Annotated in this window: 28 protein-coding genes; 8 read left to right on the top strand and 20 right to left on the bottom strand. The window is 56.1% G+C overall.

Features of this window, described 5'->3' with window-relative positions; all coding sequences use genetic code 11:
• Positions 1–116: 116 nt before the first annotated feature.
• The 13 genes from AC3WOK_RS00775 to gspC form a co-directional block, all read right to left on the bottom strand.
• On the bottom strand, positions 117–2828 hold the full coding sequence (locus AC3WOK_RS00775; RefSeq protein WP_492353763.1) for a glycosyl hydrolase family 18 protein: 2712 nt from the start codon (positions 2826–2828) through the stop codon (positions 117–119).
• A 262-nt stretch (positions 2829–3090) separates the two neighbouring features.
• Positions 3091–3888 carry a prepilin peptidase gene (locus tag AC3WOK_RS00770; protein WP_492353762.1) on the bottom strand — a complete coding sequence of 266 codons (798 nt, stop codon included), beginning with the start codon at positions 3886–3888 and terminating at the stop codon, positions 3091–3093.
• Entirely contained in the window at positions 3885–4370 is a 486-nt protein-coding gene (locus AC3WOK_RS00765; RefSeq protein WP_492353761.1) for a type II secretion system protein M, read from the bottom strand. Before AC3WOK_RS00765 ends, AC3WOK_RS00770 begins: the two co-directional genes overlap by 4 nt.
• A complete protein-coding gene (gene gspL / locus AC3WOK_RS00760) occupies positions 4367–5497 on the bottom strand; it encodes a type II secretion system protein GspL (RefSeq protein WP_492353760.1) in 1131 nt (376 codons plus the stop codon). Before gspL ends, AC3WOK_RS00765 begins: the two co-directional genes overlap by 4 nt.
• 15 nt (positions 5498–5512) lie before the next feature.
• Positions 5513–6529, bottom strand: a complete 1017-nt coding sequence (gene gspK / locus AC3WOK_RS00755; protein WP_492353759.1) for a type II secretion system minor pseudopilin GspK — start codon at positions 6527–6529, stop codon at positions 5513–5515.
• The gene (gene gspJ / locus AC3WOK_RS00750) at positions 6526–7188 is read right to left on the bottom strand and encodes a type II secretion system minor pseudopilin GspJ (protein ID WP_492353758.1); all 663 of its coding nucleotides are present in this window, start codon (positions 7186–7188) and stop codon (positions 6526–6528) included. Before gspJ ends, gspK begins: the two co-directional genes overlap by 4 nt.
• Entirely contained in the window at positions 7185–7559 is a 375-nt protein-coding gene (gspI, locus tag AC3WOK_RS00745; protein WP_492353757.1) for a type II secretion system minor pseudopilin GspI, read from the bottom strand. Before gspI ends, gspJ begins: the two co-directional genes overlap by 4 nt.
• The gene (gene gspH / locus AC3WOK_RS00740; RefSeq protein ID WP_492353756.1) at positions 7552–8037 is read right to left on the bottom strand and encodes a type II secretion system minor pseudopilin GspH; all 486 of its coding nucleotides are present in this window, start codon (positions 8035–8037) and stop codon (positions 7552–7554) included. Before gspH ends, gspI begins: the two co-directional genes overlap by 8 nt.
• Positions 8037–8486 (bottom strand): type II secretion system major pseudopilin GspG, encoded by a 450-nt coding sequence (gspG, locus tag AC3WOK_RS00735; protein WP_059310662.1) that lies wholly within the window; start codon positions 8484–8486, stop codon positions 8037–8039. The genes gspH and gspG overlap by 1 nt, the downstream gene beginning before the upstream one ends.
• Before the next feature lie 2 nt (positions 8487–8488).
• Positions 8489–9697 (bottom strand): type II secretion system inner membrane protein GspF, encoded by a 1209-nt coding sequence (gene gspF, locus AC3WOK_RS00730; protein WP_492353755.1) that lies wholly within the window; start codon positions 9695–9697, stop codon positions 8489–8491.
• Entirely contained in the window at positions 9697–11175 is a 1479-nt protein-coding gene (gene gspE, locus AC3WOK_RS00725; protein WP_063955632.1) for a type II secretion system ATPase GspE, read from the bottom strand. The genes gspF and gspE overlap by 1 nt, the downstream gene beginning before the upstream one ends.
• 13 nt (positions 11176–11188) lie before the next feature.
• Positions 11189–13117, bottom strand: a complete 1929-nt coding sequence (gene gspD, locus AC3WOK_RS00720; RefSeq protein WP_492353754.1) for a type II secretion system secretin GspD — start codon at positions 13115–13117, stop codon at positions 11189–11191.
• 12 nt (positions 13118–13129) lie between these two features.
• Positions 13130–13861 (bottom strand): type II secretion system protein GspC, encoded by a 732-nt coding sequence (gene gspC / locus AC3WOK_RS00715; RefSeq protein WP_492354219.1) that lies wholly within the window; start codon positions 13859–13861, stop codon positions 13130–13132.
• A 299-nt stretch (positions 13862–14160) separates the two neighbouring features.
• On the opposite strand from gspC, the gene AC3WOK_RS00710 reads away from it, so the two are divergent.
• On the top strand, positions 14161–15714 hold the full coding sequence (locus AC3WOK_RS00710) for an ExeA family protein (RefSeq protein ID WP_492353753.1): 1554 nt from the start codon (positions 14161–14163) through the stop codon (positions 15712–15714).
• Positions 15714–16322, top strand: coding sequence for a type II secretion system protein GspB, cryptic system variant (locus AC3WOK_RS00705; RefSeq protein WP_063431107.1), 609 nt, complete (start codon positions 15714–15716; stop codon positions 16320–16322). The genes AC3WOK_RS00710 and AC3WOK_RS00705 overlap by 1 nt, the downstream gene beginning before the upstream one ends.
• Here AC3WOK_RS00705 and AC3WOK_RS00700 read toward each other — a convergent pair.
• The 3 genes from AC3WOK_RS00700 to AC3WOK_RS00690 form a co-directional block, all read right to left on the bottom strand.
• A complete protein-coding gene (locus AC3WOK_RS00700) occupies positions 16319–16942 on the bottom strand; it encodes a helix-turn-helix domain-containing protein (protein ID WP_059310669.1) in 624 nt (207 codons plus the stop codon). The genes AC3WOK_RS00705 and AC3WOK_RS00700 overlap by 4 nt on opposite strands.
• A 261-nt stretch (positions 16943–17203) precedes the next feature.
• A complete protein-coding gene (locus AC3WOK_RS00695; protein ID WP_492353752.1) occupies positions 17204–18034 on the bottom strand; it encodes an N-acetylmuramoyl-L-alanine amidase in 831 nt (276 codons plus the stop codon).
• Positions 18031–18354 (bottom strand): heavy metal-binding domain-containing protein, encoded by a 324-nt coding sequence (locus AC3WOK_RS00690; protein ID WP_023310944.1) that lies wholly within the window; start codon positions 18352–18354, stop codon positions 18031–18033. The genes AC3WOK_RS00695 and AC3WOK_RS00690 overlap by 4 nt, the downstream gene beginning before the upstream one ends.
• 97 nt (positions 18355–18451) lie before the next feature.
• Between AC3WOK_RS00690 and AC3WOK_RS00685 the strand changes: the two genes are divergently transcribed.
• The 6 genes from AC3WOK_RS00685 (at position 18452) to artJ (ending at position 22978) form a co-directional block, all read left to right on the top strand.
• Positions 18452–18970, top strand: coding sequence for a lipoprotein (locus tag AC3WOK_RS00685; RefSeq protein ID WP_023310943.1), 519 nt, complete (start codon positions 18452–18454; stop codon positions 18968–18970).
• 226 nt (positions 18971–19196) lie between these two features.
• Entirely contained in the window at positions 19197–19925 is a 729-nt protein-coding gene (gene artP, locus AC3WOK_RS00680; RefSeq protein WP_134349283.1) for an arginine ABC transporter ATP-binding protein ArtP, read from the top strand.
• Positions 19926–19944: 19 nt separating this feature from the next.
• On the top strand, positions 19945–20676 hold the full coding sequence (artI, locus tag AC3WOK_RS00675; protein WP_008500032.1) for an arginine ABC transporter substrate-binding protein ArtI: 732 nt from the start codon (positions 19945–19947) through the stop codon (positions 20674–20676).
• A gap of 6 nt (positions 20677–20682) precedes the next feature.
• On the top strand, positions 20683–21399 hold the full coding sequence (gene artQ, locus AC3WOK_RS00670; RefSeq protein WP_047346958.1) for an arginine ABC transporter permease ArtQ: 717 nt from the start codon (positions 20683–20685) through the stop codon (positions 21397–21399).
• Entirely contained in the window at positions 21399–22067 is a 669-nt protein-coding gene (gene artM, locus AC3WOK_RS00665) for an arginine ABC transporter permease ArtM (RefSeq protein ID WP_025756070.1), read from the top strand. Before artQ ends, artM begins: the two co-directional genes overlap by 1 nt.
• Positions 22068–22246: 179 nt before the next feature.
• Positions 22247–22978, top strand: a complete 732-nt coding sequence (gene artJ / locus AC3WOK_RS00660; protein WP_021240923.1) for an arginine ABC transporter substrate-binding protein ArtJ — start codon at positions 22247–22249, stop codon at positions 22976–22978.
• Positions 22979–23064: 86 nt separating this feature from the next.
• On the opposite strand, the gene AC3WOK_RS00655 is transcribed toward artJ, so the two are convergent.
• The 4 genes from AC3WOK_RS00655 to AC3WOK_RS00640 form a co-directional block, all read right to left on the bottom strand.
• Positions 23065–24534 carry a sensor histidine kinase gene (locus AC3WOK_RS00655; protein WP_492353751.1) on the bottom strand — a complete coding sequence of 490 codons (1470 nt, stop codon included), beginning with the start codon at positions 24532–24534 and terminating at the stop codon, positions 23065–23067.
• Entirely contained in the window at positions 24518–25225 is a 708-nt protein-coding gene (locus tag AC3WOK_RS00650; RefSeq protein WP_059310675.1) for a response regulator transcription factor, read from the bottom strand. The genes AC3WOK_RS00655 and AC3WOK_RS00650 overlap by 17 nt, the downstream gene beginning before the upstream one ends.
• A 71-nt stretch (positions 25226–25296) precedes the next feature.
• The gene (rlmC, locus tag AC3WOK_RS00645; RefSeq protein ID WP_492353750.1) at positions 25297–26424 is read right to left on the bottom strand and encodes a 23S rRNA (uracil(747)-C(5))-methyltransferase RlmC; all 1128 of its coding nucleotides are present in this window, start codon (positions 26422–26424) and stop codon (positions 25297–25299) included.
• A 40-nt stretch (positions 26425–26464) separates the two neighbouring features.
• Positions 26465–26938, bottom strand: a complete 474-nt coding sequence (locus AC3WOK_RS00640) for a YbjO family protein (protein ID WP_059310677.1) — start codon at positions 26936–26938, stop codon at positions 26465–26467.
• Between the last annotated feature and the right edge of the window lie 55 nt (positions 26939–26993).

Below are 26993 nucleotides of genomic sequence, written 5' to 3'. Positions count from 1 at the left end.
TCAATTCTCCTCAAACACGTCCTGTAAAATTATTTGAAGTTACTGGTCACACCCGAAGCGGGGTGTGACCAGTGATTGTGGGCGGATATCACACCCACAATTTAAGGTTCAGAAGATTATTTGCAGTCAGCTGACGCGCCTTCTTTCACCCATACATCGCTGTTACCTGGTTTGTCGCCCTGAGTCCACCATTTCGCGCGGTACTCGAAGCCCTGGTAGGTCGTTTTGTCGCCGCCGTTGTAGACGGTGTCAGCACGCCAGTTCATTTTGACCTGGCTGACCAGTTCCCATGCATCTGCACCAAAGCCTGGCTTGTTGCCCTGAGTCCAGTACTTCGCTTTCCAGACCAGGTTATCAGAGCTTACCGTATCGCCGTTGTTGTAGACTTTGCTGGATTCCCACGCAGCATATTTGCTGGCGTTGGCATCAACAGGGTTGTCGCAGCTGCCGGTTGCAGATGGGGTGGTGCCTTCATCTGATGGCGTAGTTCCTTCGTCAGATGGGGTAGTCCCTTCGTCAGCCGGAGTGGTGTCTTCATCAGGCACAACCGGGGCCGCTTTCGGCGTTACGGTCACTTCAACGTTAGACTGTACGCTGGCTTTACCGTCGCTCACCATAACGCTCAGGGTATAAGTTGAATCAGTGGCGACTTCTGGAGCAGTGATCTGTACGCTTGAGGTATTGATACCCGTGGCGTGCATATCGGATGGAATGCTCCAGGTATAGGTCAGTGCATCACCGTCTGGATCCGCAGCCTGTACATTCAGGGTATAAGACTGGCCTGCTTCCAGGCTCACAGCCTGCATCTGGTTAACCACTGGTGCCTGGTTAGCCTTCGGCGCTTTGTTCAGAACCTGAACGTCAGCGGTGCTGCTCAGGCCTTTCGCATCGGTTACGGTCAGACGGAATGCCAGCGTCTGATTGCTGGTGACCGCGCCAACGGAGAAGGTCGCTTTCGCTTTGTTGCTGTTGGTCAGCGTGACGGATGGACCAGAGATCTGGGTCCATTTATAGGTGATTGCATCACCGTCCGGGTCAGTTGACGCAGAACCATCCAGGGTCACGGTTGCAGGGCCAGTGACGGACTGATCGGCCGCCACAGCAACGGGTACATGGTTAGTCACAACCGGCTCTGGCGTTGAGCTGCCCAGCAGGCTTTCGTTCATCGCGTTCAGGATATCGCCGTTATCGGAATCGATAGACCAGGAGAACAGTCCCCCCAGGTTTTTCGCCAGCACGTACTTACCTTTCGCGGTCGTTGAACGGGCATCTTCATAAGAGATCAGGTCGCCGGTGGATTTGTTAAAGACGTACGGTGCTTCCGCATCCGCGTCATAACCGTATTCCCAGCCTGGCTTGCCTTTGTACTCGTTCACAATCTGACGGTAGTCAACCACGCCCGGTTCCCAGGTGCCTTTCACCGCGCCCGTTGCGGTACCGGTGAACGGGTTGTCGCCGGTATAGCCGTGTACACCAGTCCAGCCGCGGCCGTACATGCCTGCACCCACAACGATCTTGCCTGGCTGTACGCCCTGCTCCAGCAGCGCGTCAACGCCATTAGAGGTGGTGTAGTTAGTCTCCGGACGCCATACTGGGGCATGCAGTGCCGCCTGGTGACCCAGCTCGGTGTTGCTCCACGCGCCGTAGAAGTCGTAGCTCATCAGGAAGATATGGTCGAGGTACTGCTGGACGGTGTTGTAGTCCACGTCTTCAATCTTATCTTTACCGGAACCAATTGCCGTGGTCAGCTCATAGGTGCGACCGGTTTCCGCTGACAGTTCGTTCAGCATGGTGCGCAGATCGTGCATTACTGCGGTGTAGGTGGCTTTATCCTGTTGAGGGTTACCCAGCGTTTCGTTCACGCCGCCGCCGCCCGGGAATTCCCAGTCGATATCCACGCCGTCAAAGAATTTCCAGGTTTTCAGGAAGTCTTTAACCGAGGCCACAAAGCGTGCACGGATTGCGGTATCGTTCATTTTGTAGAACGGATCGGACATGGTCCAGCCGCCGATGGATGGCAGCACTTTCAGGTCTGGATGCGCTTTTTTCAGCGCCATCAGCTGGCCGAAGTTACCTTTGTACGGGTCGTCCCAGTTAGACACGCCGGACTGCGGTTTCTGCAGCGCTGCCCACGGGTCGTGGATCGCCACGGTGAAGTCCTGGCGGCCAGCACACGCGCGCTGAAGCGCTGCGAAGCTGTTGCCATTTTCAACGGTTTTCAGACCGTCGTTAATGCCGTCACCGCCACAGATTGGGATGAAGCCGTACAGGATGTGGTTCAGGTTAGAGGCAGGGATTTTATCAACCGGGAAGTTACGGCCATATACGCCCCACTCAGGGAAGTAAGCGCCAACCACTTTATCGGTATGCTTTGCGAACGTTTTGTTATTTTCCTGCAGAGCGGTATTCAGCGGCAGCAGGTGGCTACCGTCGGTATCCGCAACGATAATCAGCTTGCTTGCGCTTTTGGAACATCCGCTGGCGTTACAGAGTTCAACCTGCTCCTGATAGCGGCCACCTTTTTTCACCTTGAAGGTCGCGGAACCGGATGCACCGGCAGCGCCAGACCATACGGTCTGACCGTCGAGCAGAACTTTACCGGTTGTCGGCGCATCACCGCTCCAGACGTTCCACTCAACTTTCACGTCCACACCATCGTTGTGCACTTTTACGAGCGTGCCGTAATCCTGCGCGGCCTGGTCTATTTCAACGAGGGCAAACTTATCATTCCCACTGCTGATTGAAGGCGTACCTGGCGCTGCGGCGAACGCGGTGCCGGAGACAGCCGCAACAAAGAGTGCCAGATATTTAGGCTTCATAAATTTCATTATTAATTCCTGATAACATTATTTGTGAAAATTTAAATAACCATGTATTCCATATAACATGGACGAGTCGTGAATAAGCTATTTCAATAAAACAGCGGATAATATTCATTTGTACAAAACATGTAGTACGCGAAAATACCCTCCCTATAAAAACATGAGCGATAATTCTTACAGCTTATGTTTATTAGAATACTGCGAGAATTTAAAAAGATCCTTTCATTCCCTTATCGAAAAAATTTCAGAAAAAACTTGACCGCGCAAATCAGAATGTGAATTGCAGAGTCTGAAGAATAAAAATAGCCAAACCAGCCAGTGACAACATGGGACCAAACGGAATAATGCTATTTTCTTTAAGAGCTTTATAAAAAAGAAAATACAATGCGATACCGCTTAATGCAGCCGCCAACAATAATGAAGGCAATGCCTGCCAGCCGCACCACGCGCCGAGCGCGGCCAGCAGCTTAAAATCTCCGTAGCCCAAACCCTCGCGACCGGTGGTCAGGCGAAACGCCCAGTAAATCAGCCACAGCGACAGGTAACCCGCCGCCGCGCCGTACAGGGCATCCGACAACGGTAGGGATTGAAAAATCGCATGATTTAACAGCCCCGCCCACAGCAGAGGCTGCGTCAGACAATCCGGCAGCAGCAGGTGCTTCGCGTCTATCGTCGCCAGCGGCAGCAGCCCGCACCAGAGAACCCACAGCGAAATCAGCGCGGCCGCAGACGGGGCGAACGCCGCCGTCAGGGCAAAAAACAGGGCGCTGGAAAGCTCAAGCAACAGCAGGCGCAGCGGGATCGCGGTCTGGCAGCAACGGCAGCGTCCGCGCAGGCAGCACCAGCTCAGTACAGGAATGTTTTCCCACCAGGAGAGCGCGTGGAAACACGCGGGGCAGTGGGATGCCGGAAACAGCAGGTTTCCGGCGCCCTCCTCTTCGTTGATGAGCGGAGGAATGCGTTCGACCACCACGCCAAGAAAGCTGCCGATAATGCCGCCAAGCGCGCCGCTCAGGAGGCACAGGGCGGGCATCTGGCTGCCCTGAAGCAGCGTCAGCGGGCTCATGCCGCTTTCGTCCACGAGAGTTTAATCTGCGCCTTCACGTCGCTGAGGCGATCCACCGGGGTAAGATCCATTTTTTCCAGGCGCACCCCGGAGGTTAAGTTCACCTCTCTGAGCCAGTTCTTTAATTCATACACGTTTATCCGGTCGATATTAAACGACATAGATTGACCGTCCTGCTGAATATTGCTCAGCGCAACGTGGATCTCTTTGGCGCTCTCTTCCACCACGCTTCGTGGGTTACTGGTTTTTAATACTTTGGCCTGAAGGTGGTTGTTATTAATTTCCTCACGCATCCAGTTCAGGGTCTGCTTTTGTTTCTGCAGCGTGCTTTGCTCATTTTTAATAATATTATCTAGAGGCGCTATTACCCCGTACCAGATAATGGCGCAGCAGAGCGCCGCGCCGCACAGCTTAAACAGATTACGCTCGCGCGGGCTGTAGCGCAGATAGCGAGCTTTTAATTGGCCAATTTTCTCTTTCATTTATATTTCCCTGTGATGATAGCGGTATAAGGCGCTTCACTGGAGACCGGCTGCAGCGTAAAGTCGAAAGTGTCGCTCGCCTTATTAACGAACGCCTGCAGCGCCGTGGGATCCATCGAACTGATGTTCAGCGTGAGCTGATTCTGCGCGTCGTCGTATCCCACTTCGCTCAGCTCGACAGAAGGGAGCGATTGCTTAACCTGATCCAGCGCGTCCAGCTGAAGAAAGAATCCTTTCTTCTCTTTCTTAATGTTCTGCCCGAAGTGGTATTTCAGGTTGGTGGTCTGGCGCAGCGTCGGGAAGTAGTGCTGGGCCAGCTCAACCATCTGCTGCTGGGCCAGATTTTCCTGGCTGCTCAGCATCCAGGCCATGCCGACGCGGGGGCCAATCAGCAGCCCCAGGCTCAGCAGCGCCGCGGCGGCAATGGCCGATTTCGCATGGCGGAAACCGGCGCGCTCGCCTTTGGCTGAAAATTCACCGTGCAGCAGATTGGCTTTGCAGCGCTTCCACTGCGGCTGGATCAGCACCAGCGGATGCTGCCAGGCCAGCTGCTCATCCACCTGCACGCCCGCTGGCGCATCGCCGTAGCAGACAATGTCACCTGTGCGCTGCTGGCTCAGCAGCAGCGGCAGCAGCGCGGCGTCGGTTTCACAGGCACCAAACGGCGAGTAGCGCATCCAGTAGCCGCTGTCGGTGGAAACCAGCGTGCTCCCGCCCTCGGCCACCGGCAGAAGGATCGCATCCGGCAGCACCTGCACTACCGTCAATCCGGCATCGGCGCAGCGGTCAAGCCAGTACTGCAGACGCGCAGACTCAATGGCCACCGCGTCAACGTCCCGCCCTTTCTTGCTGAGCACCGTCCAGTGAAGCGTGTCCACGTCGCCAATCAGCGTCTCCTCTGCCAGCCAGGAGAATTCGACGCTGCCTTTTTTAGGCAGTGTGAAGTGACGGAATATCGTTTCGCTGGCCGGGAGTAACAGACATACCCGTGCGGCGAGCGCGTGACCGGTGAGTTCCGCCAGTGACGCCAGTCCCTGGCGTTGTCCCACCTGGTCGCTACCGGACTCGCACCACATTATGTTCCCGTCCTCGTGCGTGTCGGGACGAATAAAAAGCACCTGTTTCATAGAGTTCGTCTTGTGTTATTCAACCATTCGGTAGCGACGTTGCCAGGTAATCACCTTCCCGGCTTCATTATCAACATGAAGCTGGCTGACGACGCGCAGCGTTAAATCGTCGGTATTGCCGGTACTGTTGACCCGGAAATAATTACTGTTCACCGCAAGCAACGCCTGAACCTGCTTGAGGGCGTCTTTGGTCTGAGGATAATTTGTCTCAAGCTCTTTCAGGAACGCCTCCATCGACTCCCAGCCCTCTTCGGGGCGGGAAGCAATCAGGCGGGCGGCCTCGTCCTCGCTCAGCGAACCGATAAACAGCGCGGCCAGCAGCGGCGCCTGTTCCCCGGTCAACGTATTCACATCCACCTTGCTGGCGCTGTCGGGCAATGCGCACAGCACTTTGCTGACCTTATCGTAGGCCGCCTGCGGAAACGCGGGCAGCAGCTTGATCTCGCCCGGGGTGCGCATCATCTGATTCGCGGGCTGCCGCGCAGGCTCCACGCTAGTCCAGGCATCCGTCTCCAGCCCCTCTTTTGCCGTGGTGGTATCGCCGTCGAGATAGTCCAGCAGCTGCTGGTAAATCTCTTCGGCGTCCCCCGCAGAAATGCCGCTGTCGGTCAGAAGCTGCTCGACGATGCGCTCCTTCACCGGTTTTTCCGGCAGGGCGCCTGCGGTCTGTACCGCGGGCGTTTGATCCGCCGCCAGCAGGTTATTGACGTTAAAGCAGGTCTGGGCATCCTCCACCTGGCTCACCACGGTGTAGTTTTCACCGTCGGTTTCCACCGGCTCTGCCCATTCGCCCTTCGGCGACAGCCCTTTGCTCTCGCCGCTGGCATACGTCTGGAGCCGGTCTTCTATCGTTTTTTGCTGGCTCGAAATGGACCAGCGCAGCTGCTGCTGGCTCACCTGATAGCGGGTTTTCTGCAGATTGCGGCAGAACTGCTGGCTAATTTTGGCCGCCAGGGCCGACATCATGACCAGCAAAATTAGCACCACCAGCAGCGCGACACCGCGCTGTTTCCGAACCGATTTTCCGCTCATTTGTTTTCTCCTGACGGGGCGGGTGTCGGCTGCGCTTGCGCAGGCGTCGCCGCATCGGTCGGCGCCTGCGTTTGTTCTGCGGGTGCCACTGGAGCAATCGGCAGCTCCCCCGGTGTGGTAAACACCCAGCGCCAGGTATCGCCGTTCTCCATCGTCAGCAGCAGCTCCACGCCGTCGGGCTGGTGCGCCGTGTCGGTCCATTTGTCCAGCCAGCTCGCTTTCCAGAAACGCCACGACATCTCTTTAATATCGCTGAGAATGGGCACCTCTTCCGGCTCCGCATCCGCCGGGCCGTCGATGACCGGCCAGATATCCCGCCACAGCTTTTTATCTTTTAACCGCCAGCGCACGCGCTCCAGCTGAACCTGACCGCTCACGCCGTTCAGCGTGGTCAGCTCCAGGCCGTCTTTGCTCTGGACAAATACGTCAGGCTCGTTGCGCGGGGCGCGCGCCTGAAGCTGGAAGAAATCCCGCTCCAGCAGGTTATAGGCGCGCTGAAGCTGGTTTAAGCGAGTCGCCGCCACGTCGGTGGCGTTCGACGTACGCATCGCCCCGTCAAGGATTTGCCAGGCAAGCAGGCTGATGACCGCGAAGATGGTCAGCGCAATCATGATCTCCAGCAGCGTAAAGCCCTGCTGACGCCGAGCGTGCTTACTCATTTCGCCTCTCCGGGTTCCATCACCTGCAGGGTAATCACCGGCTTATCTTCCTCGCCCTCGGCGTACACCTGCACCTCATCGGCAAAGCGATTTTCCGCGGTTTTGGCCCGCTGCTTGCGCCAGGTCCAGCTTCGGCCGCCCATGGTTTCCGTGCCCGTCTGCAGGGCATCGGGGAACGGCGCGTTGTTCAGTTTTGCCTCCGCCAGCTGGTTTTCCGCCACCCAGCTCGCCTGCAGCGAATCGCCCAGCCCGTGGGTAAAGCGCACGTTCAGCGAGACGGAGTTCATCAGCGCCAGCGCGGCGGTGGAGAAGATGACCAGTGCGACCATCACTTCCAGCAGGGTCATCCCCTGTTCTTTGCATTTAGTCATCGTTCTCTACCGATACCGGTGATGCCCCCTGCGACACCACGCTAAAGCGCTGCTTTTTGTCGACACTCTGCAGTGAAAGCGTGAAACGACTGATTTCGCCGTCCGGCAAAAAGACAATCTGCGGGGCGGTGTCAGTCGTGGCGGCAATGCGCTGAGGCGACAGCGAGACGTGCATCTCTTCCGGGAACTGGCCATGGGTGACAATGCGCCCGGCGGTCAATGGCTCCCAGTGACGCTCACCGGCTTTTTTGGCCCAGGTCACCAGCTGATATTCAGACGTGGTGACCACCAGCCCGACGATATTGCCGTCCATCACCGCACGGTCTGAACCATATTCAACGAGGGCTTTTAACTGCTGACCGAAAATATCCGCACCGCTGCGCGAGGGAATAGTCGACACCACCATCATGGCGCAGCTGGCAAATATCACCAGCGCCAGAATAATTTCCAGCAAGGTAAACCCACGTTGCTTATTCATTACTTCTCTTTTTTATCTAAAGACCAGTTGGTAATATCATCAGCCGTATTGGCTTCGGCATCCGGACCCGCAGAGAAAACATCTACCGCACCATGTTCACCCGGGCTGACCAGAATATAATCATTGCCCCACGGATCTTCCGGCAGGCGGCGAATATAGCCATCGTCACGATAGTTTTTCGGGATCGGCGCGATTTCAGGTTTGGTGACCAGCGCCTGCAGCCCCTGCTCTGTCGTGGGATAACGGTGGTTATCCAGCTTGTACATATCCAGCGAACCTTCCAGCGCCACGATATCGCTGGTGGCTTTCTGGGCATCCGCCTTTTCTTTATTTCCCATTAAATTGGGCACCACCATACTGGCGAGGACGCCAAGAATAACGATGACCACCATTAATTCGAGCAACGTAAACCCGGCCTGACGTTTCAGGCTATTTCTTTTTAAGGACATATTTAACCCACCATATTATTGAGCTGAAGAAGTGGTTGTAATATTGACAGCACGATAAATAAAACGACTGTCGCCATTGTCACCACCAGTGCCGGTTCAAAGACCGACAGTGTTAACGTAATGCGATGCTGTAATGCCGATTCCTGGTTTTCCGCGGCGCGATCCATTAATGAACCTAATTCCCCGCTCTCTTCGCCGGAGGCAATCATGTAAAGCATGGTTGGCGGAAAGAGCTTCGCCTGGTCCAGCGCGTTATACAGGGACGCCCCCTGACGCACGGTATCTGCCGCCTGCTCAAGCACCTGCCGGGCATAGAGATTTTCGATCCCGTCCATCGCGATATACATCCCCTCCAGCAGCGGAACGCTGCTGGCCTGCAGGATGCTGAGCGTGCGGATATAGCGCGCGCTGTTGATGGCGCAGACCAGCTTTTTGATCGGCGAGCCGTTCACTAGCCAGCTGTTCCAGCGAAAACGGTTCGCCTTTTTCTTCACCCACGCCTTAAAGCCGACAGCCGCGCCGAACAGGCCTCCGGCAATATATATCCCGTACGCCTGCAGGAAATCGCTCACCGCGATCAGGGTACGGGTGGTGATCGGCAGCTGCTGCTTCATATGCACGAACTGCTCGATCACCTGCGGCACCACCGCCACCAGCAGGATGCTGATGACCGCCACGGCGACCACCGTCAGGGTAATTGGGTAGACCATCGCCTGGGTGAGCTTGCTTTTCATCTTCTGACGCTGCTCGTTGTACTCCGCCAGCTTCTCCAGCACGTCGCCGAGGTGGCCAGTTTTTTCCCCGGCCATCACCAGCGTGCAGTAGAGCTTGTCGAAGGTGCGCGGGAACTGGCTGAAGGCGTCAAAGAGGGTATGGCCCTCCACCACTTTCTCGCGGATTTCAACCACCATCGCCGCCAGCTTTTTTTCCTCCGTCTGCTTCGAAATCGCCTTCAGGGCGCTTTCCAGCGGCAGCGACGCGTTAACCAGCGTCGACAGCTGACGGGTAAACATCGACAGCACCGGCACAGACAGCCTGGCCCCGGTTTTGGCTTTTGCGCTGGCCGCGTTTTCATGAGTTTCGGTGATGGTGAGCGGCATCAGCTTCTGCTCGCGCAGCGTCTGGCGCACCTGCTTTGGCCCTTCCGCCTGCAGCGTGCCGCGCTGGGTTTTCCCGGCGGCATCGGTGGCGGTCCACGCGTAGAAAGCCATTATTCATCGCCTCCACGCTCGGCGGTCACGCGCATCACCTCTTCCAGCGAGGTGATGCCGCTGATAACTTTCATCAGGCCGTTTTCGCGCAGGCTGTAGGCCTGTTTGAAAAGCTCGGTCTCAATGGACATTTCATCTTTGTCTTCATGAATGGCCCGGCGCATGGTGCTGTCGACCACCAGAAACTCGTGAATGCCCGCGCGTCCCTGATACCCGCTCTGGCGACAATGCTCACAGCCCACGGCGCGATAAATCGCTTTCGGCGGGGTATCCATAAAGCTGAATAACGCCTTTTCATTGTCATCCAGCGAACTGGTGGTACGGCAGTGCGAACACAGCCGACGCACCAGACGCTGGGCAATGACGCCAAGTAACGACGATCCAATCAAAAATGACTCCAGGCCCATATCCCGCAGACGGGTAATGGCCCCCGCCGCACTGTTGGTGTGCAGCGTAGACATGACCAGGTGACCGGTGAGCGACGCCTGCACCGCAATTTGCGCGGTTTCGCCGTCACGAATTTCCCCGATCATCACCACGTCCGGATCCTGACGCAAAATCGCGCGCAGGCCGCGGGCAAAGGTCATGTCCACGCGCGGGTTGACCTGCGTCTGCCCCACCCCTTCCAGCTCGTATTCAATCGGATCTTCGACGGTCAGAATGTTGCGTTCATGCCCGTTCAGCGCCGACAGAATGGCGTACAGGGTGGTACTTTTACCGGAGCCTGTCGGCCCGGTGACCAGGATAATGCCGTGGGGGCGACCAATCAGCCCTTTCAGTTTTTCCAGCTCTTCATCGATGAGTCCGAGCTTGTTGATGTCCGGCTTCAGGTTGCTCTTATCGAGCAGACGCATGACCACGCGCTCGCCGTACTGTGACGGAATGGTCGACACACGCACGTCGATCGCCTTGCGGCCGATGCGCAGGGAGATACGGCCATCCTGCGGCAGGCGCTTTTCGGCGATGTCGAGCTTCGACATGACTTTAATACGCGATACCAGCAGCGGCGCGAGCTTGCGCGCAGGCTGCAGTACCGGGCGCAGCACGCCGTCAACGCGAAAACGGATGCTCAGCGTGCGCTCAAAGGTTTCGATATGGATATCCGATGCGCCGTCCTTCACCGCCTCGCCGAGAATGGCGTTGATCAGGCGGATCACCGGCGAGTTTTCGTCGTTATCGAGCAGATCTTCGTTGTCCGGGATCTCCTCGGTTAACGCCATCAGATCGATATCCGCATCCATGTCGTCCACCAGCTGCTGCGAGACGCCGCTGTTTTGCTGCCAGATTTTGGCCAGCATTTCATCGAACGCTTCGGCGCTCAGCGTCTCGGGCACAAAGGCGCGCCCCAGCACCCGGCGCATCTCCAGCAGGGCGAACGCGGGCACGTCTTCACGGATGTAGACCGCGTCGTTCCAGTACAGAATGCCGTTGTCTTTCGCGAAGCTGCTGGTGCAAAGCTGTTTCGTCAGTTCATCCACGCGTCACCTCCGCTTATTCTTTGAACGGGTTGCGGGACGCTGACGTCGCGGTTACGCCTGCGGGCGTCGCGTGACTCTGCTTCGGATACGCCGGCAGAACCGGGCTATCGCTGTTTTCGAGAATGCCGAGTTTTTGCTCTTCCATACGCTGCTGCTGACGCGCGCGGATCTGATCGTATTTCTCCTTCGTCGCCGCGCTGTAGTTGTCGTCATCACGCAGCACGGTGGTGTGGATAAACACCATCAGGTTACGTTTCGACATGTCCTGCGAGGTGTAGCGGAACAGCTGACCCACCAGCGGCAGATCGCCCAGCAGCGGCACTTTCGAGACGTTCTGCTTATTGACGTTCTCCATCAGCCCGCCCAGCACGACCGTCTGGCCACTGTGGACCATCACTTCGTTATTGATGGTACGGGTGTTGAAGGTTGGGCCAAGGCTGGCGTCTTCGGTAGCGCTGGCGTCAACGCTGGACACTTCCTGCTCAATCTTCAGGTGGATCATGTCCCCGTCGTTGATCTGCGGAACAATCTTCAGCTTGGTACCGACGGTTTTACGCTCAACCGAGTTAAACACGTTGTCGCCGCTGGTGGTCTGGGAGCCGGACAGCACCGGCACATCCTGACCGACGTTGAACGACGCTTCTTTGTTATCCAGCGTGACTACGCTTGGCGTGGAAAGAATGTCGTTTTTGCCGGTGGTCGACAGCGCGGTCATCAGCGCACCAAAGTCGCCGTTAAAGAAGCCGGTCGCCAGGCCCGTAAAGGAAGCGCCTTTGATCGTGCCGTTTTTGATCTGGCTGATCGGCAGACCGGTCGAGCCAAACTGCACGCCGCCGTGCTTGCCGGTCCACTGCACGCCTAAATCCATGCCGTTACCGTCCTGCACTTCAGCAATGATGGCTTCCACCAGCACCTGCGGACGACGAATATCCAGCTTGTCGATCACCTTCTCCAGCGAGTTCATGACGTTTGGCTGAGCGGTGATCACCAGCGAGTTGGTGGACTCGTCGGCGGTAATATTCAGGTCGGTTGCCGTTGGGACTGTTTTGCTCTTCGGCGTCCCGGCTTTGTCTTTCAGCTGCTCGCCAATACCGGTCAGCACCGGCACCACTTTCGAGGCGTTGGCGTATTTCAGGTAGAAGACGCGGGTGTTGCCCTCGTTATTCTGCTCGCGATCGAGCTGGCCAATCAGCGAACGGGTACGCGCTCGCGCATCTTCGGTGCCGCTGATCACCAGGCTGTTGGTTTCGTCATCGGCCACCACTTTGGTCGCCAGCTGCGGCGCGTTCTGCCCTTTCTGCTCTTCGTTGTTGAGGTTGTTCAACATATCGGAAAGCTCTTTGGCGGACGCATAGCGCAGCGGCACAATTTCACGACGCTGCATGCCGGAACGATCCACGCGCTCAACCAGGTCCACCAGGCGGTTCACCACCGAGGCTTTACCGGTTAACAGCAGCACGTTGGAGGGTTCAAAGTGCACCACGTTGCCGATCCCCGAGGCATCGTTCAGCTGGCGCAGCAGCGGGGCCAGCTCGCGCACCGGCACGTTTTCCATGCGCACCACGCGGGTGATGATCTCATCCCCTTTGCCCGGGTTTTTGCTGTCGGCTACCGGAACGCCGGCGGTACGCGCCACGCTTGAACGCACCACTTTGACCATGCCGTTATCCATCGGGATAACCGACAGACCATAGAGATCCAGCACGCTCAGGAAGAATTGATAATATTCATCTTCCGACAGCACGTTATAGGTTCTCACCGACACGGTGCCCTGAACGGACGGGTCGACGAGAATGGTTTTATTCAGATTGCGACTTACCGTATCAATAAATTCGCGGATATCGGTATTTTTAAAGCTGGCGCTAAAGTTGGCTGCAAGCAGCGAACTGGAATATAACGACAATGCGGTCAGCGCCACGCACGCCCACGGAAATTTCTTCATGATGTACACTTGTTAATTGTTTAAAACATTAACCCGAATATTTTCAAGGTGAGCGTGCCGCCTTACAACGACCTCCGCCTCTTTCATTTTCGACCAGTTGGCGATGATATTTTTCGCCTGCGCTTCTTTCGTCATATCGACGTCGTTGACTTTCACTACCACATCCCCTTTTTCCAGCCCTGTATCGCTGTAAAAAGGAGACGCATTCCGTGGATTAATATTAAAGCCTTCCAGTTGGCCCTTATCGATTAACGGTTTTAACACCAGATAATCATCGAGATGCAGACTGTCGGCGCCTGCATCTTTTTTCGATTTGGTGACCGGGCCGCTGTCTACGCCGCCCTTAAAATAAGCCGGTTTCTTGAGGGCCAGCATCTGTTTCGCCCCCTCGTACTGCACAACCACATTATCTTTATTAATTTCATCTACATAAGCGCCATCGAAACCCACCAGCGACTCCCCTTCCCGGTAGCTCTGCTGCCCGGCTGGGGTCTTGATCACGGCAAACGACAGCCAGGATTCATCGCTACGAATAATGCCTTCGATTTCTGCGGATAACGGCGCTTTTGCTGCAACAGGCGCGTCGCTTTGACGCACTGCCGCGGTGAAAAGGCCAAAAATTTTTTCAGCGTCACGTTTTTTTAGCGCCGGCTTATCCGCATTCGCTAACTTATTCGTAACTTTCTTATAATCTTTATAAACGACATAACCCTGCTGGCTGCAAAATATCAGCATGACAAGCATAATGCAGGGTGTCATTACACGGGAAAGGAGTGCGTTCCTCATTATTTATCCGGCCTTTTAGCAAAGCAGTCATTCGCAGCGACGTGCTGCATCACTTAGTGAGCTAATAATAATCAGCCCTTTTAATATCGACTAACTGCTTCGTTATTAACTTTAATAAAGAAAATGATTGACCGGAAAAAAGAGGAATGTTAGAGCCCGACGGCAGGTTATTTTTACTCTGGTGTTAAATTGACCAGGACTGGTGCATCCCGTACTTTTCGCCCATTGCTATTAAAGAGAAGAGACGGTCAGTCGCTATGTATCAGAGTCATTTTAAATTCAGTACCCCTCCGTTCAGAACAATCACCCGTAAATCGGGCGATTTTCTGGTGCCTTATCATCAGGATGTGTTCAATCTTCTGAAAGAAAAAAGCCAGCAGGCAGGGATCACCGGGCTCTTTTACCACGACAGTGAACTGCTGGGGCAGTTCAGCGATGCGCTGAAGAGCAGCAGCGCCGTCGTCTCAATTAACGCGTTTCCAAAGCTGAGCGCCAACAGCCTGCTGTATAAGCTCAACCCGTCGGCGAAAGAGAGCAAAAATAAGCTGCAGGCCGTGGATGCCGTGCTGCGCCAGTGGCGAGATACCCGTGCAACGCAAAAGGTGCTGGTCATCACGCACGCTGAGGCGATGAAGAACAACAGCTACGACGTGCTGGCCATGCTGCTGACGCGTGCCCAGGAGCTGGACGTGCGTTTGTCGGTCATCCTGATGGGCAGTGAAGATCGGGAGACGATGCTGACGGACTCCGCGCTGCAGGAATTTGTTCTGACCAGCCACACCCTGCGCAACCTGACCTGCCGCGAATTCCTGAGCTATGTTGACGCCCAGTGCCAGGAGCACGGCGCTGACGTCTCCCCGCTGACGCCCGCTCGCGTGAAAAAGATCCACGCCCTGACCAAAGGCAACATCAGCAAGCTGAACGAGCTGGCGCACCTTTCCATGCTGGCCGCGTGGACCGAACGCGCGCCAAACGTCGGACCGCGTCATTTGCGTCTGGCCACCGGTGAAGCGCTTCCGGCACCGAAACGCGGTAAAGCGCTGGCGTCCATCGGGCTGTTCGCCTCCGTGCTGTTCGCCGCCTGCGGCTGGATGATGACCTCTTCTATCACGGCAAAACTGCCGGTCGCGCTGCCGGTACCGGCCAGCTGGAAACAGCAGGCTAAAACGCCAGACGCGCCGGTATTGCCTGTCATCGAGCACGAAGTGGTAAACCAGCCTGATGCCATGCACCAGCTTTACGCTATGTGGGGGTATGACGCGTCAGCAGACGACGCGCTGTGTCAGAATGCGGCAAAAGTGAACCTGATGTGTAAGCAGGGCAATGCCACCCTGGACTCGCTGGCGAATGACGGTTATCCGTGGGTCAGCGAAATAAAAACGGGCGATCATGTTAACTACGCCGTGGTGGCGCGCGCGGGGAAAGATTCCCTCGACCTGCTGATGAACAACCGAACCTGGCAGGTGAGCCGCACCTGGTATAACCAGCACGCGACGGGCAATTACACCGTCCTGCATCGCCTGACGCCGGAAGGCAAAGACGAAATTACCGCCGCCAGCGGCAGCAAAGATCTCGAATGGCTGGATCGGCAGCTGAGCGTGGCGCTGGGCGAAAGCGAAACGCACGATAAAAACTGGACGGCGGAGCTGATGAAACGCACCCGCGAATTCCAGCAGAAAATGCACCTTCACGTCGACGGTATTCCGGGTGAAGACACCCTGATGCAGCTGATGCGCGAAACCCATACCACACCGAGCGTGTTGATCCAGACAACCCAGGCCAACCCGACTACGCAAGAGAAACACGCATAATGTCTACCATCTGCCTTGCTGCCCAGCGCAGCTATACCACCGGGGAGCCGGTCTGGTTCTCATGGCGTTTACCGTCATTCAGTAAAATCCTCAGCGTGACTGCGCTATGGTGTCTTGGGCTGTGTGCGCTGATCGCGGCCGGCCTTTATGCGCACGTTTACTGGAATTTGCGCCACCCGACGCCCGTGATAAAAAAGGTGAGCGCGGCGAAACCGGAAACCACGCTGTCTGATATGCATTACGTGTACGTGACGAAGCCGTTCCCGCATCCGCATCCAAAACCCCAGCCGCTAAAAATGCAGGAAAATTTGCCGCCGATGGACAGTATGCCCATTAATAGCGATGAAAATGACTGGCAGCAGGCCCCCGATGGTGCGTTACCGGATAGCCCGGCCACGCAAGACACCTCGCGCGATACCTTGCCGGGCACCGAGGCACACGAACAGGCGATGAAATCGGATGATGACGGTTCGTTAAAAGAGTTGTTTATGCAGGCGTTAAAACAGCAGCAGGATGATATGTCGAAGGGAAAAATGCCCGCGCCACCGGTTGATGAAACGCAGAAAGCGTCTCCTTCTGTCATAAAAGGAGACGCCGGAGGGGATTAATATTTTTCGGGTAAGGTCGTCAGGCTGAGAAGTCGCCCTTTTTCCACCACAATATATTGACCTTTTTTCAGGTCTGAGAGGATTTTAATAATGGTACTGCGCGCCAGGTTAGTGTATTCCTGAATGTAATCGTAGATATTAATATCACGCTGCTGCTGAACAATTAGCTCGTTAATTTCAATCAGAAATTCACGCACCACGGAATAAGCGCTGCGGGCAACTAAAACGTCATCACGTTTGCTTAGCAAACAGATATACCATGCCAGCACTTTGGTTAACTCAGGCCACAGCCCATGCCGGGTCATTAACCGCTGAAATTCATCTTTATGAATGGTACGCACCACGGTATTGCTGCGCACTACGCCATGCATGTGCGCCGAGTTGTAAAAAATAGCGGAGAGACCAAAGATACACTGTCCCTGCAGCGTAAATACGCACAGGTCATCAGAGGTACGGCGGAATTCAACTTCGCCGCTGACAATAATGTGAATATTATCAGAGTCAGTTGTGGATATTCTTTGCCATTTCTTTAACGTTTTTTCTTCGTATCCAGACGTTGCAGAAATAATGGCATCCATTTCATCCTGGGGACGTGTTTTTTTACCAAAAATGCTTAACATTGTTATACCTAATTAAGATGTTTAAATGAGAAAGTGACCGACAAACATTGATGTTGCCGTAAAGTTAATTTTGTATTCTTTTAAAATTAAAAAAACCAAACCAGCGCTGGTTTTTTTAATTGATTCATATCGTGAATCGATGAGTCCATCTTAATTGAGGGCGATTTTAAATCAATTAACTTAAAATGAATTGAGAATGTACTTAAGATTAATCTGAAGCGCATGAATAGCTAATCTTTCGTTTCGGGGCATTCCGAAGAATTACCCCTGCCCGTATTTCTCTAAAAGTGCTTCTGCGATGGCCATCGTTTCTACATCAGCAACGCCGTTCCACAGCTGCGGCCTGAAGTGCATCTGGAATGCCATAATGATGCGCTTCTGCTGGGCGGGCGTGCTGTTGTCGGGCACCTCGTAACCATACCGCGCGAGTAAATCCAGCAGCACTGCGGTGTCCACCGCCTGATAGGGCGGTCGCCCGTTAATATAGAACGCGACGCGTCCGGCGTCGGGCCAGGCGCCAATCCCCTGCTGCGCCAGCTCGCGCCAGGGGAACAGCGGGCCGGGATCGTCTTTGCGCTGCGGCGCAATGTCCGCATGGGCCACCACGTTCTCAGGTTTGATGCTGTAGCGGGCGATAATATCTTTGGCGAGCGGCACCAGCGCCGCAATTTGCGCAGGTGCGAACGGCGTAAAATGCTTCACTCCGGCCGTTTTCTGCCAGCCGCGGTTCTCCAGCTCAATGCCCACCGACGTATCGTTAATCCGGTTGGTGCCGCGCCAGAAGCTGATCCCCGCATGCCAGGCCAGTTCGCTTTCAGGCACCAGCTGCCAGATGCGCGGTTTCCCGTCCGGTGCGGGAGGGCTGGCAGGGATCAAATAGTGAGAGCTGACGTTTTTATCCGTCAGCGTGGCCAGCGAGCTGTCAAAATCATCCGCGGTGTAGTGGATAACCAGCACCTTTATGCGCGGGTAAGCCGCCTGCGCCTGATGGCGCGTGTCCAGCTCGTAGGCACCTTTGTCGATAATCCCTTTTTCCGTGACGCATCCTGCCAGCAGCAGCGCCAGCAGGAGCGTGACAAACGCACGCCTCATCGGAGGGTTTTCACCGCCGTACCGCTTACGCTCACCATCAGCATGCTGGCATCTTTCCCGACCGTTTCGTAGTCGATATCGATCCCCACGACCGCATCAGCGCCGAGGGCTTCCGCCTGCTCGCCGAGCTCTTTGAAGGCAATCTCGCGCGCTTTGCGCAGCTCTTTTTCGTACGCACCAGAGCGGCCGCCAACGATATCGCGGATACCGGCAAAAAAGTCACGGAAGATATTCGCGCCGAGGATCGCTTCACCGGTGACCACGCCGCAATACTCGGTGATGGTCTGCCCTTCCAGGGTTGGCGTTGTTGAAAACTGCATGGTTTCTCTCCTTCTTTAGCGTTCAATGCCTTAGGCACAGCATTATCGGTTCGTTACGCTATGATTGAAAGGATAGTTAATAAATAAGGAAATCAACATGCGCTATTCTGCTTTAACACTTTTGGTGCCCTGCGCGCTGGTGCTCAGCGCCTGTACCACCACGGTCACGCCAGCCTTTAAGGATATCGGTACCCGCAGCGGCCCCTGCATCGAGGGCGGCCCGGACGCCGTGGCGCAGCAGTTCTATGATTATCGCATTCAGCACCGCAGCAACGATCTCACCGGCCTGCGCCCCTATCTGAGCGATGGGCTGGCAAAACTGCTTAACGACGCCACCCGTGATCCGCAGCACAACGCGCTGCTAAAATCCGACCCGTTCTCCAGCCGTACCACGCTGCCAGACAGCGCGGAAGTGGCCAGCGCGTCAACCATCCCGAACACGGATGCCCGCAATATTCCGCTGCGCGTGAAGCTGACGCAGGGTACCCAAACCTGGCAGGATGAAGTGCTGATGATCCGCGAAGGTCAATGCTGGGCGGTGGACGACGTGCGCTACGTTGGCGGCAGCGTTCACGCCCCGGCAGGCACGCTTCGCCAGTCGATTGAGAATCGCTAAACCTGCCGATACCACGCGGTTACCCCCGTAAAATGTGCGGCATTTCTTGCGGAATGCCGACATTTATACTCGCCGACCTTTCCGTTCGCTATTTTGTGCTATGTTTAAGTAGAAACACGGGTTATATTTAACTTTTAACGCAGAAATATTGCATAACTATTCTGTCAACGGTACTATCTGCGGCCTCAATTGCTATAGATTGCCTGGATGAGTAAAGACTGCCCCGATGAGTATTAAACTAAACGGCATTAACTGCTTCTACGGCGCACACCAGGCGCTGTTTGACATCACGCTGAACTGCCCGGAAGGCGAAACGCTGGTTTTGCTTGGCCCAAGCGGTGCAGGCAAAAGCTCCCTTCTGCGCGTCCTTAATCTGCTTGAAATGCCCCGTTCAGGTACGCTGGCCATCGCCGGTAACCACTTTGATTTTGCGAAAACGCCGTCTGATAAAGCGATTCGCGAACTGCGTCAAAACGTCGGCATGGTCTTCCAGCAATACAATCTCTGGCCGCATCTGACCGTACTGCAAAACCTGATTGAAGCCCCGTGCCGCGTGCTGGGGTTAAGCAAGGATCAGGCGATAGCGCGTGCTGAAAAGCTGCTGGAGCGTCTGCGCCTGAAGCCCTACAGCGACCGCTATCCGCTGCACCTTTCCGGCGGTCAGCAGCAGCGTGTAGCGATTGCCCGCGCGCTGATGATGGAGCCCGCGGTACTGCTGTTTGATGAGCCGACGGCCGCGCTGGACCCGGAAATCACCGCCCAGATCGTCAGCATCATTCGCGAGCTTGCGGAAACCAATATTACGCAGGTTATCGTCACCCACGAGGTGGAAGTGGCGCGTAAAACCGCCAGCCGCGTGGTGTACATGGAAAACGGCTATATCGTTGAGCAAGGTGATGCGGGCTGCTTCGCGAACCCGCAAACCGATGCCTTCAAAAACTATTTATCTCATTGATTGTGTCAGGGGAAATATAATGAAAAAAGTATTACTTGCCGTGCTGCTTGCTGGCGTTACCCTTTCCGCTACCGCAGCCCAGACCATTCGTTTCGCCACGGAAGCGTCTTACCCTCCGTTTGAGTCTATTGATGCGAACAATAAAATTGTGGGCTTCGACGTGGATCTGGCTAACGCCCTGTGTAAAGAGATCGACGCGACCTGCACCTTCAGCAACCAGGCGTTCGATAGCCTCATCCCAAGCCTGAAGTTCCGCCGCATCGATGCCGTGATGGCCGGTATGGACATCACCCCTGAGCGTGAAAAGCAGGTGCTGTTTACCACCCCTTACTACGACAACTCCGCCCTGTTCATTGGCCAGAAAGGTAAATTCACCTCTGTCGATCAGCTGAAAGGCAAAAAAGTCGGCGTGCAGAACGGCACCACGCACCAGAAATTCATCATGGATAAGCATCCGGAAATCACCACCGTTCCGTATGACAGCTACCAGAATGCGAAGCTGGATCTGCAAAATGGCCGTATCGATGGCGTATTCGGTGATACCGCTGTCGTGACCGAGTGGCTGAAAGCGAACGACAAGCTGGCGCCAGTGGGCGACAAAGTGACCGATAAGGATTACTTCGGTACCGGTCTGGGGATTGCCGTTCGTCAGGGCAACACTGAGCTGCAGCAGAAATTCAACGCTGCGCTGGAAAAAGTGAAGAAAGACGGCACCTACGAAACCATCTACAAAAAATGGTTCCAGAAGTAATTCCTGATGAATGAAATTTTTCCTTTAGCAAGCGCCGCCGGGATGACCGTCGGCCTTGCCGTTTGCGCACTGATTATCGGCCTCGTGCTGGCGATGTTCTTTGCGGTGTGGGAATCAGCAAAATGGTTCCCCGTCGCCTGGGCAGGCTCCGCGCTGGTCACCGTGCTGCGTGGGCTACCGGAAATTCTGGTGGTCCTGTTTATCTATTTCGGCTCCTCGCAGCTGCTGCTCACGCTGTCTGACGGCTTTACCCTCAATCTCGGTTTTGCACAGATCCCGGTACAGATGCAGATTGAAAACTTCGACGTCAGTCCGTTCCTGTGCGGCGTGATTGCCCTCTCCCTGCTCTATTCCGCGTACGCGTCGCAAACCCTGCGCGGCGCGCTGAAGGCCGTGCCGCAGGGACAGTGGGAGTCGGGTCAGGCGTTAGGTTTGTCGAAATCAGCGATTTTCTTCCGTCTGGTGATGCCTCAGATGTGGCGACATGCCCTGCCGGGGCTCGGTAACCAGTGGCTGGTGCTGCTGAAAGATACCGCGCTGGTGAGCCTGATAAGCGTTAACGATTTGATGCTGCAAACCAAAAGCATCGCCACCCGTACTCAGGAGCCCTTTACCTGGTACATTGTGGCGGCGGCTATCTACCTGGTGATCACGTTGCTCAGTCAGTACATCCTCAAGCGTATTGACCTGCGAGCGACGCGCTTTGAACGGAGACCAGGCTGATGCTTGAATATTTTCCCGAGCTGATGAAAGGGCTGCACACCAGCCTGACGCTGACCGTGGCGTCCATTATCGTGGCCCTGATCCTGGCGCTGATTTTCACCATCATCCTGACGCTGAAAACGCCGGTTCTGGTGTGGATTGTGCGCGCTTACATCACCCTGTTTACCGGTACGCCGCTGCTGGTGCAGATCTTCCTGATTTACTACGGCCCGGGACAGTTCCCGTCGCTGCAGGAGTATCCGGTTATCTGGCATCTGCTCTCTGAGCCGTGGCTGTGTGCCCTGATTGCCCTTTCGCTGAACAGTGCGGCCTATACCACCCAGCTGTTCTACGGGGCGATCCGCGCCATCCCTGAAGGACAGTGGCAGTCCTGCGGGGCGCTGGGCATGAGCAAGAAAGACACGCTGGCGATCCTGCTGCCGTACGCCTTTAAGCGCGCCCTCTCCTCCTACTCCAACGAAGTGGTGCTGGTGTTCAAGAGTACGTCTCTGGCCTACACCATTACCCTGATGGAAGTGATGGGGCACGGACAGCTGCTGTATGGACGCACCTATGACGTGATGGTGTTCGGCGCGGCGGGCGTGGTCTACCTTGTGGTTAACGGGTTGTTGACGCTGATGATGCGCCTGATCGAGCGTAAAGCGCTGGCGTTTGAGCGCAGAAATTAACCAGGCAAATGCATAAATCTGTATAGCAAAGGCGGGTAACCTGATGGGTTATCCGCTTTTTTTTGCGAAAGATATAATATTTAATCATATTTATTGCATATAAATTCATTAACTGGCATTGTACATCCATGCCGCAGACACGGCGCATAATGACAAGATAGACAGACGGGAGCATTACAATGAAAAAGTTAGTTCTGGCCGCATTACTGGCAACGTTCGCCGCTGGCGCATCCGCTGCGGATAAAATCAATTTCGGCGTTTCCGCCACCTATCCGCCGTTTGAATCGCTGGATGCCAGCAACCAGATCGTCGGTTTCGATATCGATCTGGCGAAAGCGCTGTGCAAACAGATGCAGGCCGACTGCACCTTTACCAATCATGCCTTCGACAGCCTGATCCCGTCGCTCAAATTCAAAAAATACGATGCGGTGATCTCCGGGATGGACATCACGCCTGAGCGCAGCAAGCAGGTTGCGTTCACTGACCCGTACTACGCCAACTCGGCGGTGGTGATTGCGAAGAAAGGGGCGTACACCTCTTTTGACCAGCTGAAAGGCAAACGCATCGGGATGGAAAACGGCACCACGCACCAGAAATACCTGCAGGATAAGCATCCTGAAGTGAAGACCGTGGCCTATGACAGCTACCAGAACGCGATTATCGATCTGAAAAATGGCCGTATCGATGGCGTGTTCGGCGACACCGCCGTGGTGAACGAGTGGCTGAAGACCAACCCGCAGCTGGGCACCGCCACGGAAAAAGTGACCGATCCGCAGTACTTCGGCACGGGTCTGGGTATCGCGGTACGTCCGGATAACAAAGCTCTTCTGGAAAAACTGAACGGCGCGCTGAAGGCGATTAAAGCCGACGGTACGTACCAGAAAATCAGCGAGCAGTGGTTCCCGCAGTAATGGTTTTTGCCGGGTGACGGCTGCGCCTTACCCGGCCTACGGGGGGAGTTGTAGGCCGGGTAAGCGCAGCGCCACCCGGCACTCACTCACAACGGTACGAAGAACCTGAACCGCGCCCCGCTCACCGACTCCATCAGCCTGATCCCGCCCCCGTGAAGCTCCAGCATTCGCTTCACAATCAGCAGCCCTAACCCGCCGCGATTCTCCCGCGAGGCCTGGGTCGTCAACGCCGACGGCCGCTGGAACAGATCGTCTCGCAGCGCGGCATCCACGCCCGTTCCGCTGTCCGCCACTTCGACCTGAAGCTGTTGATTCTCCTGCCAGACCGCCAGGCGAATTTCCCCGCCGGTCGGCGTATGGCGCATTGCGTTATCCAGCAGATTAGTCACCACCCGCTCGATCATTGATACATCGGCAAACACCTGCGGCAGCGGTCCCGGCACGTCAATATGCAGATTCACCTCGCGCGTGCGGGCGGTGAGCTCAAACTTCTGCGCCACGTCGGAAATCAGCTCTCCCATCGCGAAACGCTCGCGCTGCGGCTTAATACCGCCGTGCTCCAGGCGCGCCAGTTCAAACAGCTGCTGTGAAAGATGGCGTACCTTTTGCCCCTGTCGGAGCGCGGTAGCGAGATACTGCTGGTGCTCCTGCGGCGTCAGGGTCGCGGATTTTAGCGACAGGGTTTCCAGATAGCCGAGCAGCGAGGTGAGCGGCGTGCGAAGATCGTGCGAAATGTTAGCGATAAACTCCCGGCGCTGGCGATCGCTGTCGGCCAGCTGGTCCCACTGTTGGGTGATTTTACGTGCCAGCTCGATAAAGCTGTTGCGCAGGAGCGCCACTTCATCCTTTGCCGTCGCATCCGGCGTCTCTACGGCCAGCTGCCTGATTGCGCTCATGCTGTCCCGATCCAGCCCGGCGACCTCAACCGTCAGCTCTTTTACCGGGCGCGTGACCCAGTACCAGACCAGCAGGCCCGCCAGCAGGCCAAACAGCGCGACCCACAGCAGCGACCACAGCACCGTGCTCCACAGCGCCTTATGCCAGGCCATCTCCGCCAGCGCGTTCGACTCCTCGCCCTGCAAAATAATATACAGATAGCCTTTTAGCTCGCCGTCCTGCCGCAGCGGCGTGGCGCTAAAGACTTTTTTATTCTGGCTGCGCGGGTCGTCGCCCAATACCGGAATAGCGGTACCGCTCAGGAAAGTCTGAACCGGCGCCAGGTCGATTTTTTGCCGCTGAATGTGGCCCGGCGGTGCGGCATCGGCCAGGATATCGCCGTCCGGGGAGACGACGTACAGCTCAACGCTCGGATTAAAGGTCATCAGCCGGTCAAACAGCGGCTTGAGTGACGTTCTGTCGACCCTGCCCTGCGCGTCCAGAATCGGTTCGCGCTGGACTATCTGCTGCGCCAGCCCGCCCGACAGCCGCTGCACCATCGCATTACCGTACTGCGTACTGGTGTAGAGCTGTACCGCGCAGGCGACGGTGGCGCAGAGCATCATCAACAGGATAAACAGCAGCGTCAGCCGCTGGCTGAGACTAAAGCGGCGCATCATGGTGCGGCTCCGCAAATTTGTAGCCCTTGCCCCAGACGGTGCGAATAATCTCCGGCTCGGCGGCGTCCTTCTCAATCTTAATGCGCAGGCGGTTGATGTGGGTGTTAACGGTGTGCTCATAGCCCTCGTGCTGATAGCCCCAGACCTGCTCCAGCAGCGCAAGGCGAGAAAATACCTCGCCCGGATGACGGGCAAAGAAGTAGAGCAACTCAAATTCACGCGGCGTGAGATCCACTACCTGGCCGTGAAGCAGCACGCTGCGCGCCAGCGGATCGATAGTCAGCCCGTGGGCCTGAATTTGACCGTCGGTTTGCGCCTGCCCCATCGCCTGCTGGCGGCGGAACAGCGCTTTGATACGCGCAATCAGCTCCTGCACCGAAAACGGTTTTGCCAGATAATCATCGGCGCCGGTTTCCAGCCCGGTGATGCGGTCGGTTTCGCTGCTGCGGGCGCTGATGATAATGACCGGCAGGTAGCGCGTCATCTGACGGATGCGGCGGCAAATCTCCAGACCGTCAACGTTGGGCAGCATCAGGTCGAGGATCACCGCATCCCACGGCTGTTTTTCAAGACGCTGCAGGGCGTTGCCCCCGTCGGGCTCGTGGGTGATGGCGTAGCCTTCATCTTCTAAATTGAGTCGCAGAAGCGCCGCGATATCGTGGTCGTCTTCCACCAGCAGGATCTGCTTCATGGGTAAGCCTTATTCATTTCTTATGACGTAAGCTTACCTGATTTCGCAGGGATGAAGAGTTCACATTTTGTTTAAGATTTTACGAGCAACGTCAACACTTCATAATGCGCGGTATGCGGGAACATATCGAAAAGCTGAACGCGTTCAATGCGGTAGCCCGGCAGGCTGGCGATATCCTTCGCCATGGTCTGCGCGTTACAGCTGGAATAGATGATGTACTCTGGCGCCATCTGACTCAGATAGTCGCACAGCGCCTTTCCGATGCCGCGGCGCGGCGGGTTGACCAGCACCAGCTCCGGCACGTTGCCCTGGCCGGTCGCAAACTGGGTGGAGTCCAGCGCCTGGAAGTGCAGGTTCGTCAGACCCAGCTCGGCGGCGGACTGCCTGGCGCAGGCAATCGCTTCGGCGGAGATCTCAATCCCGGTGAGCTGCATTTCGGGCGTGGCGCAGTGCAGGCCAAAGCCGCCCACGCCGCAGAACAGGTCCCACATATGATCGATGCTCAGCCCGCGCACCCAGTCGCGGGCGGTAGCGTACAGGCTGCTAGCCACGGTTGGGTTAGTCTGGAAGAAGCTTTGCGGGCGGATCCACAGCGGCACGCCGTTGAAGTTTTCGGCCAGCGCGTGCTGTTCGGTGAAGAAGATCTCTTTCTCCCCTTCCATGATTGCCATATGCACCGGCTGAATGTTTGCGGTAATCACCTTCAGCGGCGGAAGCTGCTGCTGAAGCCACGGCAGCGCCGCGCGAAGCTGCTCCAGCTTGGCTTCCGAACGCAGCACGAAGCGCAGCATCATGCCGCCGTCAATCTGGCTTTCCGTCAGCAGAAGGTATTTCAGCTCGCCGCGCCTGCGGGCGACGCTGTATGGCGTTAACCCTGCACACGCAATAAACGGTTTGAGCGCGGCAAAAACGGGCTCAAAGGAGGCGGGATACAGCGGGCAGTCGGTTAAATCTTCCGGCGTGCCGTCGCGGTGCAGCATTCCCAGCAGCGGTTTTTCCACGCTGCCGCTGACCACCATCTTGGCTTTATTACGAAAACCCTGCTCCGGGCCGCTCACGGGCGCACACCACTCGCCTACCGCGTGTTCTGCCAGCAGCTGTTGCAGGTCGGCCATTTTGGCGGTGAGTTGTTGAGAGACCGGCTGTTCTATCCACTGACAGGAGCGGCAGCGTCCGGCGTCGAAGAGTGCGCACTGCATATGAAAACCTTAAGAATCACGAGGGCTGCGATTATACACATTATTGCAGGCGGAAGAACCGCCGACTGGAGGCGGGGATAAAAAGCAGGAACAGCACCAGCATATCCGGCAGTTTTTGCATAAACAGCGCGCGCAGGATCTCGCGTTTGGATTCACCGGCAATGCTGAACAGCTCCGGATAGCCATAGCCCAGCGAGGCGGCCCACAGATAGCTGGCGGCGGTCACCTGCGTAAGCAGATACACCCAGCGCGCCCAGTTGCGCCCTTTGACCAGCGAAAAGGCGCAGTAGATCTCGATAAACACCAGCACCAGGCTGCTCAAAAAGACCAGCGTCAGATTCCACGTCTGCACGCTGCGGTGAATGAATTCACCGATGCCGCGTACGCCCAGGGTGTTCAGAATCATCAGCACATCGAGGCAGCGGATCATAATAATGGCGAGCGCCGCCACCTGAACCAGCGCAGGGACGTTAGGACGCGCGTGCGTAATACGTGATTTTTTTAATAATCCCAATGTTTTACTTCCCTGAAAAACAGTGCCGCGTCATGCGCGGCACATCACTGGAAAT

The sequence above is a fragment of the Enterobacter sp. FW301-JW81 genome, assembly GCF_058788735.1.
The sequence above is the reverse complement of the archived record's forward strand: the minus strand, read 5'-3'. Positions and strand labels throughout refer to the sequence as shown.

What these genes read in the sequence shown, in the direction of transcription:
- gspG (WP_059310662.1), bottom strand. Translation starts at nt 8,486, where the DNA reads ATGTCCTTAAAAAGAAATAGCCTGAAACGTCAGGCCGGGTTTACGTTG.
- AC3WOK_RS00775 (WP_492353763.1), bottom strand. Translation starts at nt 2,828, where the DNA reads ATGAAATTTATGAAGCCTAAATATCTGGCACTCTTTGTTGCGGCTGTC.
- AC3WOK_RS00700 (WP_059310669.1), bottom strand. Translation starts at nt 16,942, where the DNA reads ATGTTAAGCATTTTTGGTAAAAAAACACGTCCCCAGGATGAAATGGAT.
- artJ (WP_021240923.1), top strand. Translation starts at nt 22,247, where the DNA reads ATGAAAAAGTTAGTTCTGGCCGCATTACTGGCAACGTTCGCCGCTGGC.
- rlmC (WP_492353750.1), bottom strand. Translation starts at nt 26,424, where the DNA reads ATGCAGTGCGCACTCTTCGACGCCGGACGCTGCCGCTCCTGTCAGTGG.
- AC3WOK_RS00695 (WP_492353752.1), bottom strand. Translation starts at nt 18,034, where the DNA reads ATGAGGCGTGCGTTTGTCACGCTCCTGCTGGCGCTGCTGCTGGCAGGA.
- gspD (WP_492353754.1), bottom strand. Translation starts at nt 13,117, where the DNA reads ATGAAGAAATTTCCGTGGGCGTGCGTGGCGCTGACCGCATTGTCGTTA.
- AC3WOK_RS00765 (WP_492353761.1), bottom strand. Translation starts at nt 4,370, where the DNA reads ATGAAAGAGAAAATTGGCCAATTAAAAGCTCGCTATCTGCGCTACAGC.
- gspI (WP_492353757.1), bottom strand. Translation starts at nt 7,559, where the DNA reads ATGACTAAATGCAAAGAACAGGGGATGACCCTGCTGGAAGTGATGGTC.
- AC3WOK_RS00685 (WP_023310943.1), top strand. Translation starts at nt 18,452, where the DNA reads ATGCGCTATTCTGCTTTAACACTTTTGGTGCCCTGCGCGCTGGTGCTC.
- AC3WOK_RS00690 (WP_023310944.1), bottom strand. Translation starts at nt 18,354, where the DNA reads ATGCAGTTTTCAACAACGCCAACCCTGGAAGGGCAGACCATCACCGAG.
- gspH (WP_492353756.1), bottom strand. Translation starts at nt 8,037, where the DNA reads ATGAATAAGCAACGTGGGTTTACCTTGCTGGAAATTATTCTGGCGCTG.
- AC3WOK_RS00705 (WP_063431107.1), top strand. Translation starts at nt 15,714, where the DNA reads ATGTCTACCATCTGCCTTGCTGCCCAGCGCAGCTATACCACCGGGGAG.
- gspL (WP_492353760.1), bottom strand. Translation starts at nt 5,497, where the DNA reads ATGAAACAGGTGCTTTTTATTCGTCCCGACACGCACGAGGACGGGAAC.
- AC3WOK_RS00655 (WP_492353751.1), bottom strand. Translation starts at nt 24,534, where the DNA reads ATGATGCGCCGCTTTAGTCTCAGCCAGCGGCTGACGCTGCTGTTTATC.
- AC3WOK_RS00710 (WP_492353753.1), top strand. Translation starts at nt 14,161, where the DNA reads ATGTATCAGAGTCATTTTAAATTCAGTACCCCTCCGTTCAGAACAATC.
- AC3WOK_RS00650 (WP_059310675.1), bottom strand. Translation starts at nt 25,225, where the DNA reads ATGAAGCAGATCCTGCTGGTGGAAGACGACCACGATATCGCGGCGCTT.
- gspC (WP_492354219.1), bottom strand. Translation starts at nt 13,861, where the DNA reads ATGCTTGTCATGCTGATATTTTGCAGCCAGCAGGGTTATGTCGTTTAT.
- AC3WOK_RS00770 (WP_492353762.1), bottom strand. Translation starts at nt 3,888, where the DNA reads ATGAGCCCGCTGACGCTGCTTCAGGGCAGCCAGATGCCCGCCCTGTGC.
- artP (WP_134349283.1), top strand. Translation starts at nt 19,197, where the DNA reads ATGAGTATTAAACTAAACGGCATTAACTGCTTCTACGGCGCACACCAG.
- artI (WP_008500032.1), top strand. Translation starts at nt 19,945, where the DNA reads ATGAAAAAAGTATTACTTGCCGTGCTGCTTGCTGGCGTTACCCTTTCC.
- artM (WP_025756070.1), top strand. Translation starts at nt 21,399, where the DNA reads ATGCTTGAATATTTTCCCGAGCTGATGAAAGGGCTGCACACCAGCCTG.
- gspF (WP_492353755.1), bottom strand. Translation starts at nt 9,697, where the DNA reads ATGGCTTTCTACGCGTGGACCGCCACCGATGCCGCCGGGAAAACCCAG.
- gspJ (WP_492353758.1), bottom strand. Translation starts at nt 7,188, where the DNA reads ATGAGTAAGCACGCTCGGCGTCAGCAGGGCTTTACGCTGCTGGAGATC.
- artQ (WP_047346958.1), top strand. Translation starts at nt 20,683, where the DNA reads ATGAATGAAATTTTTCCTTTAGCAAGCGCCGCCGGGATGACCGTCGGC.
- gspK (WP_492353759.1), bottom strand. Translation starts at nt 6,529, where the DNA reads ATGAGCGGAAAATCGGTTCGGAAACAGCGCGGTGTCGCGCTGCTGGTG.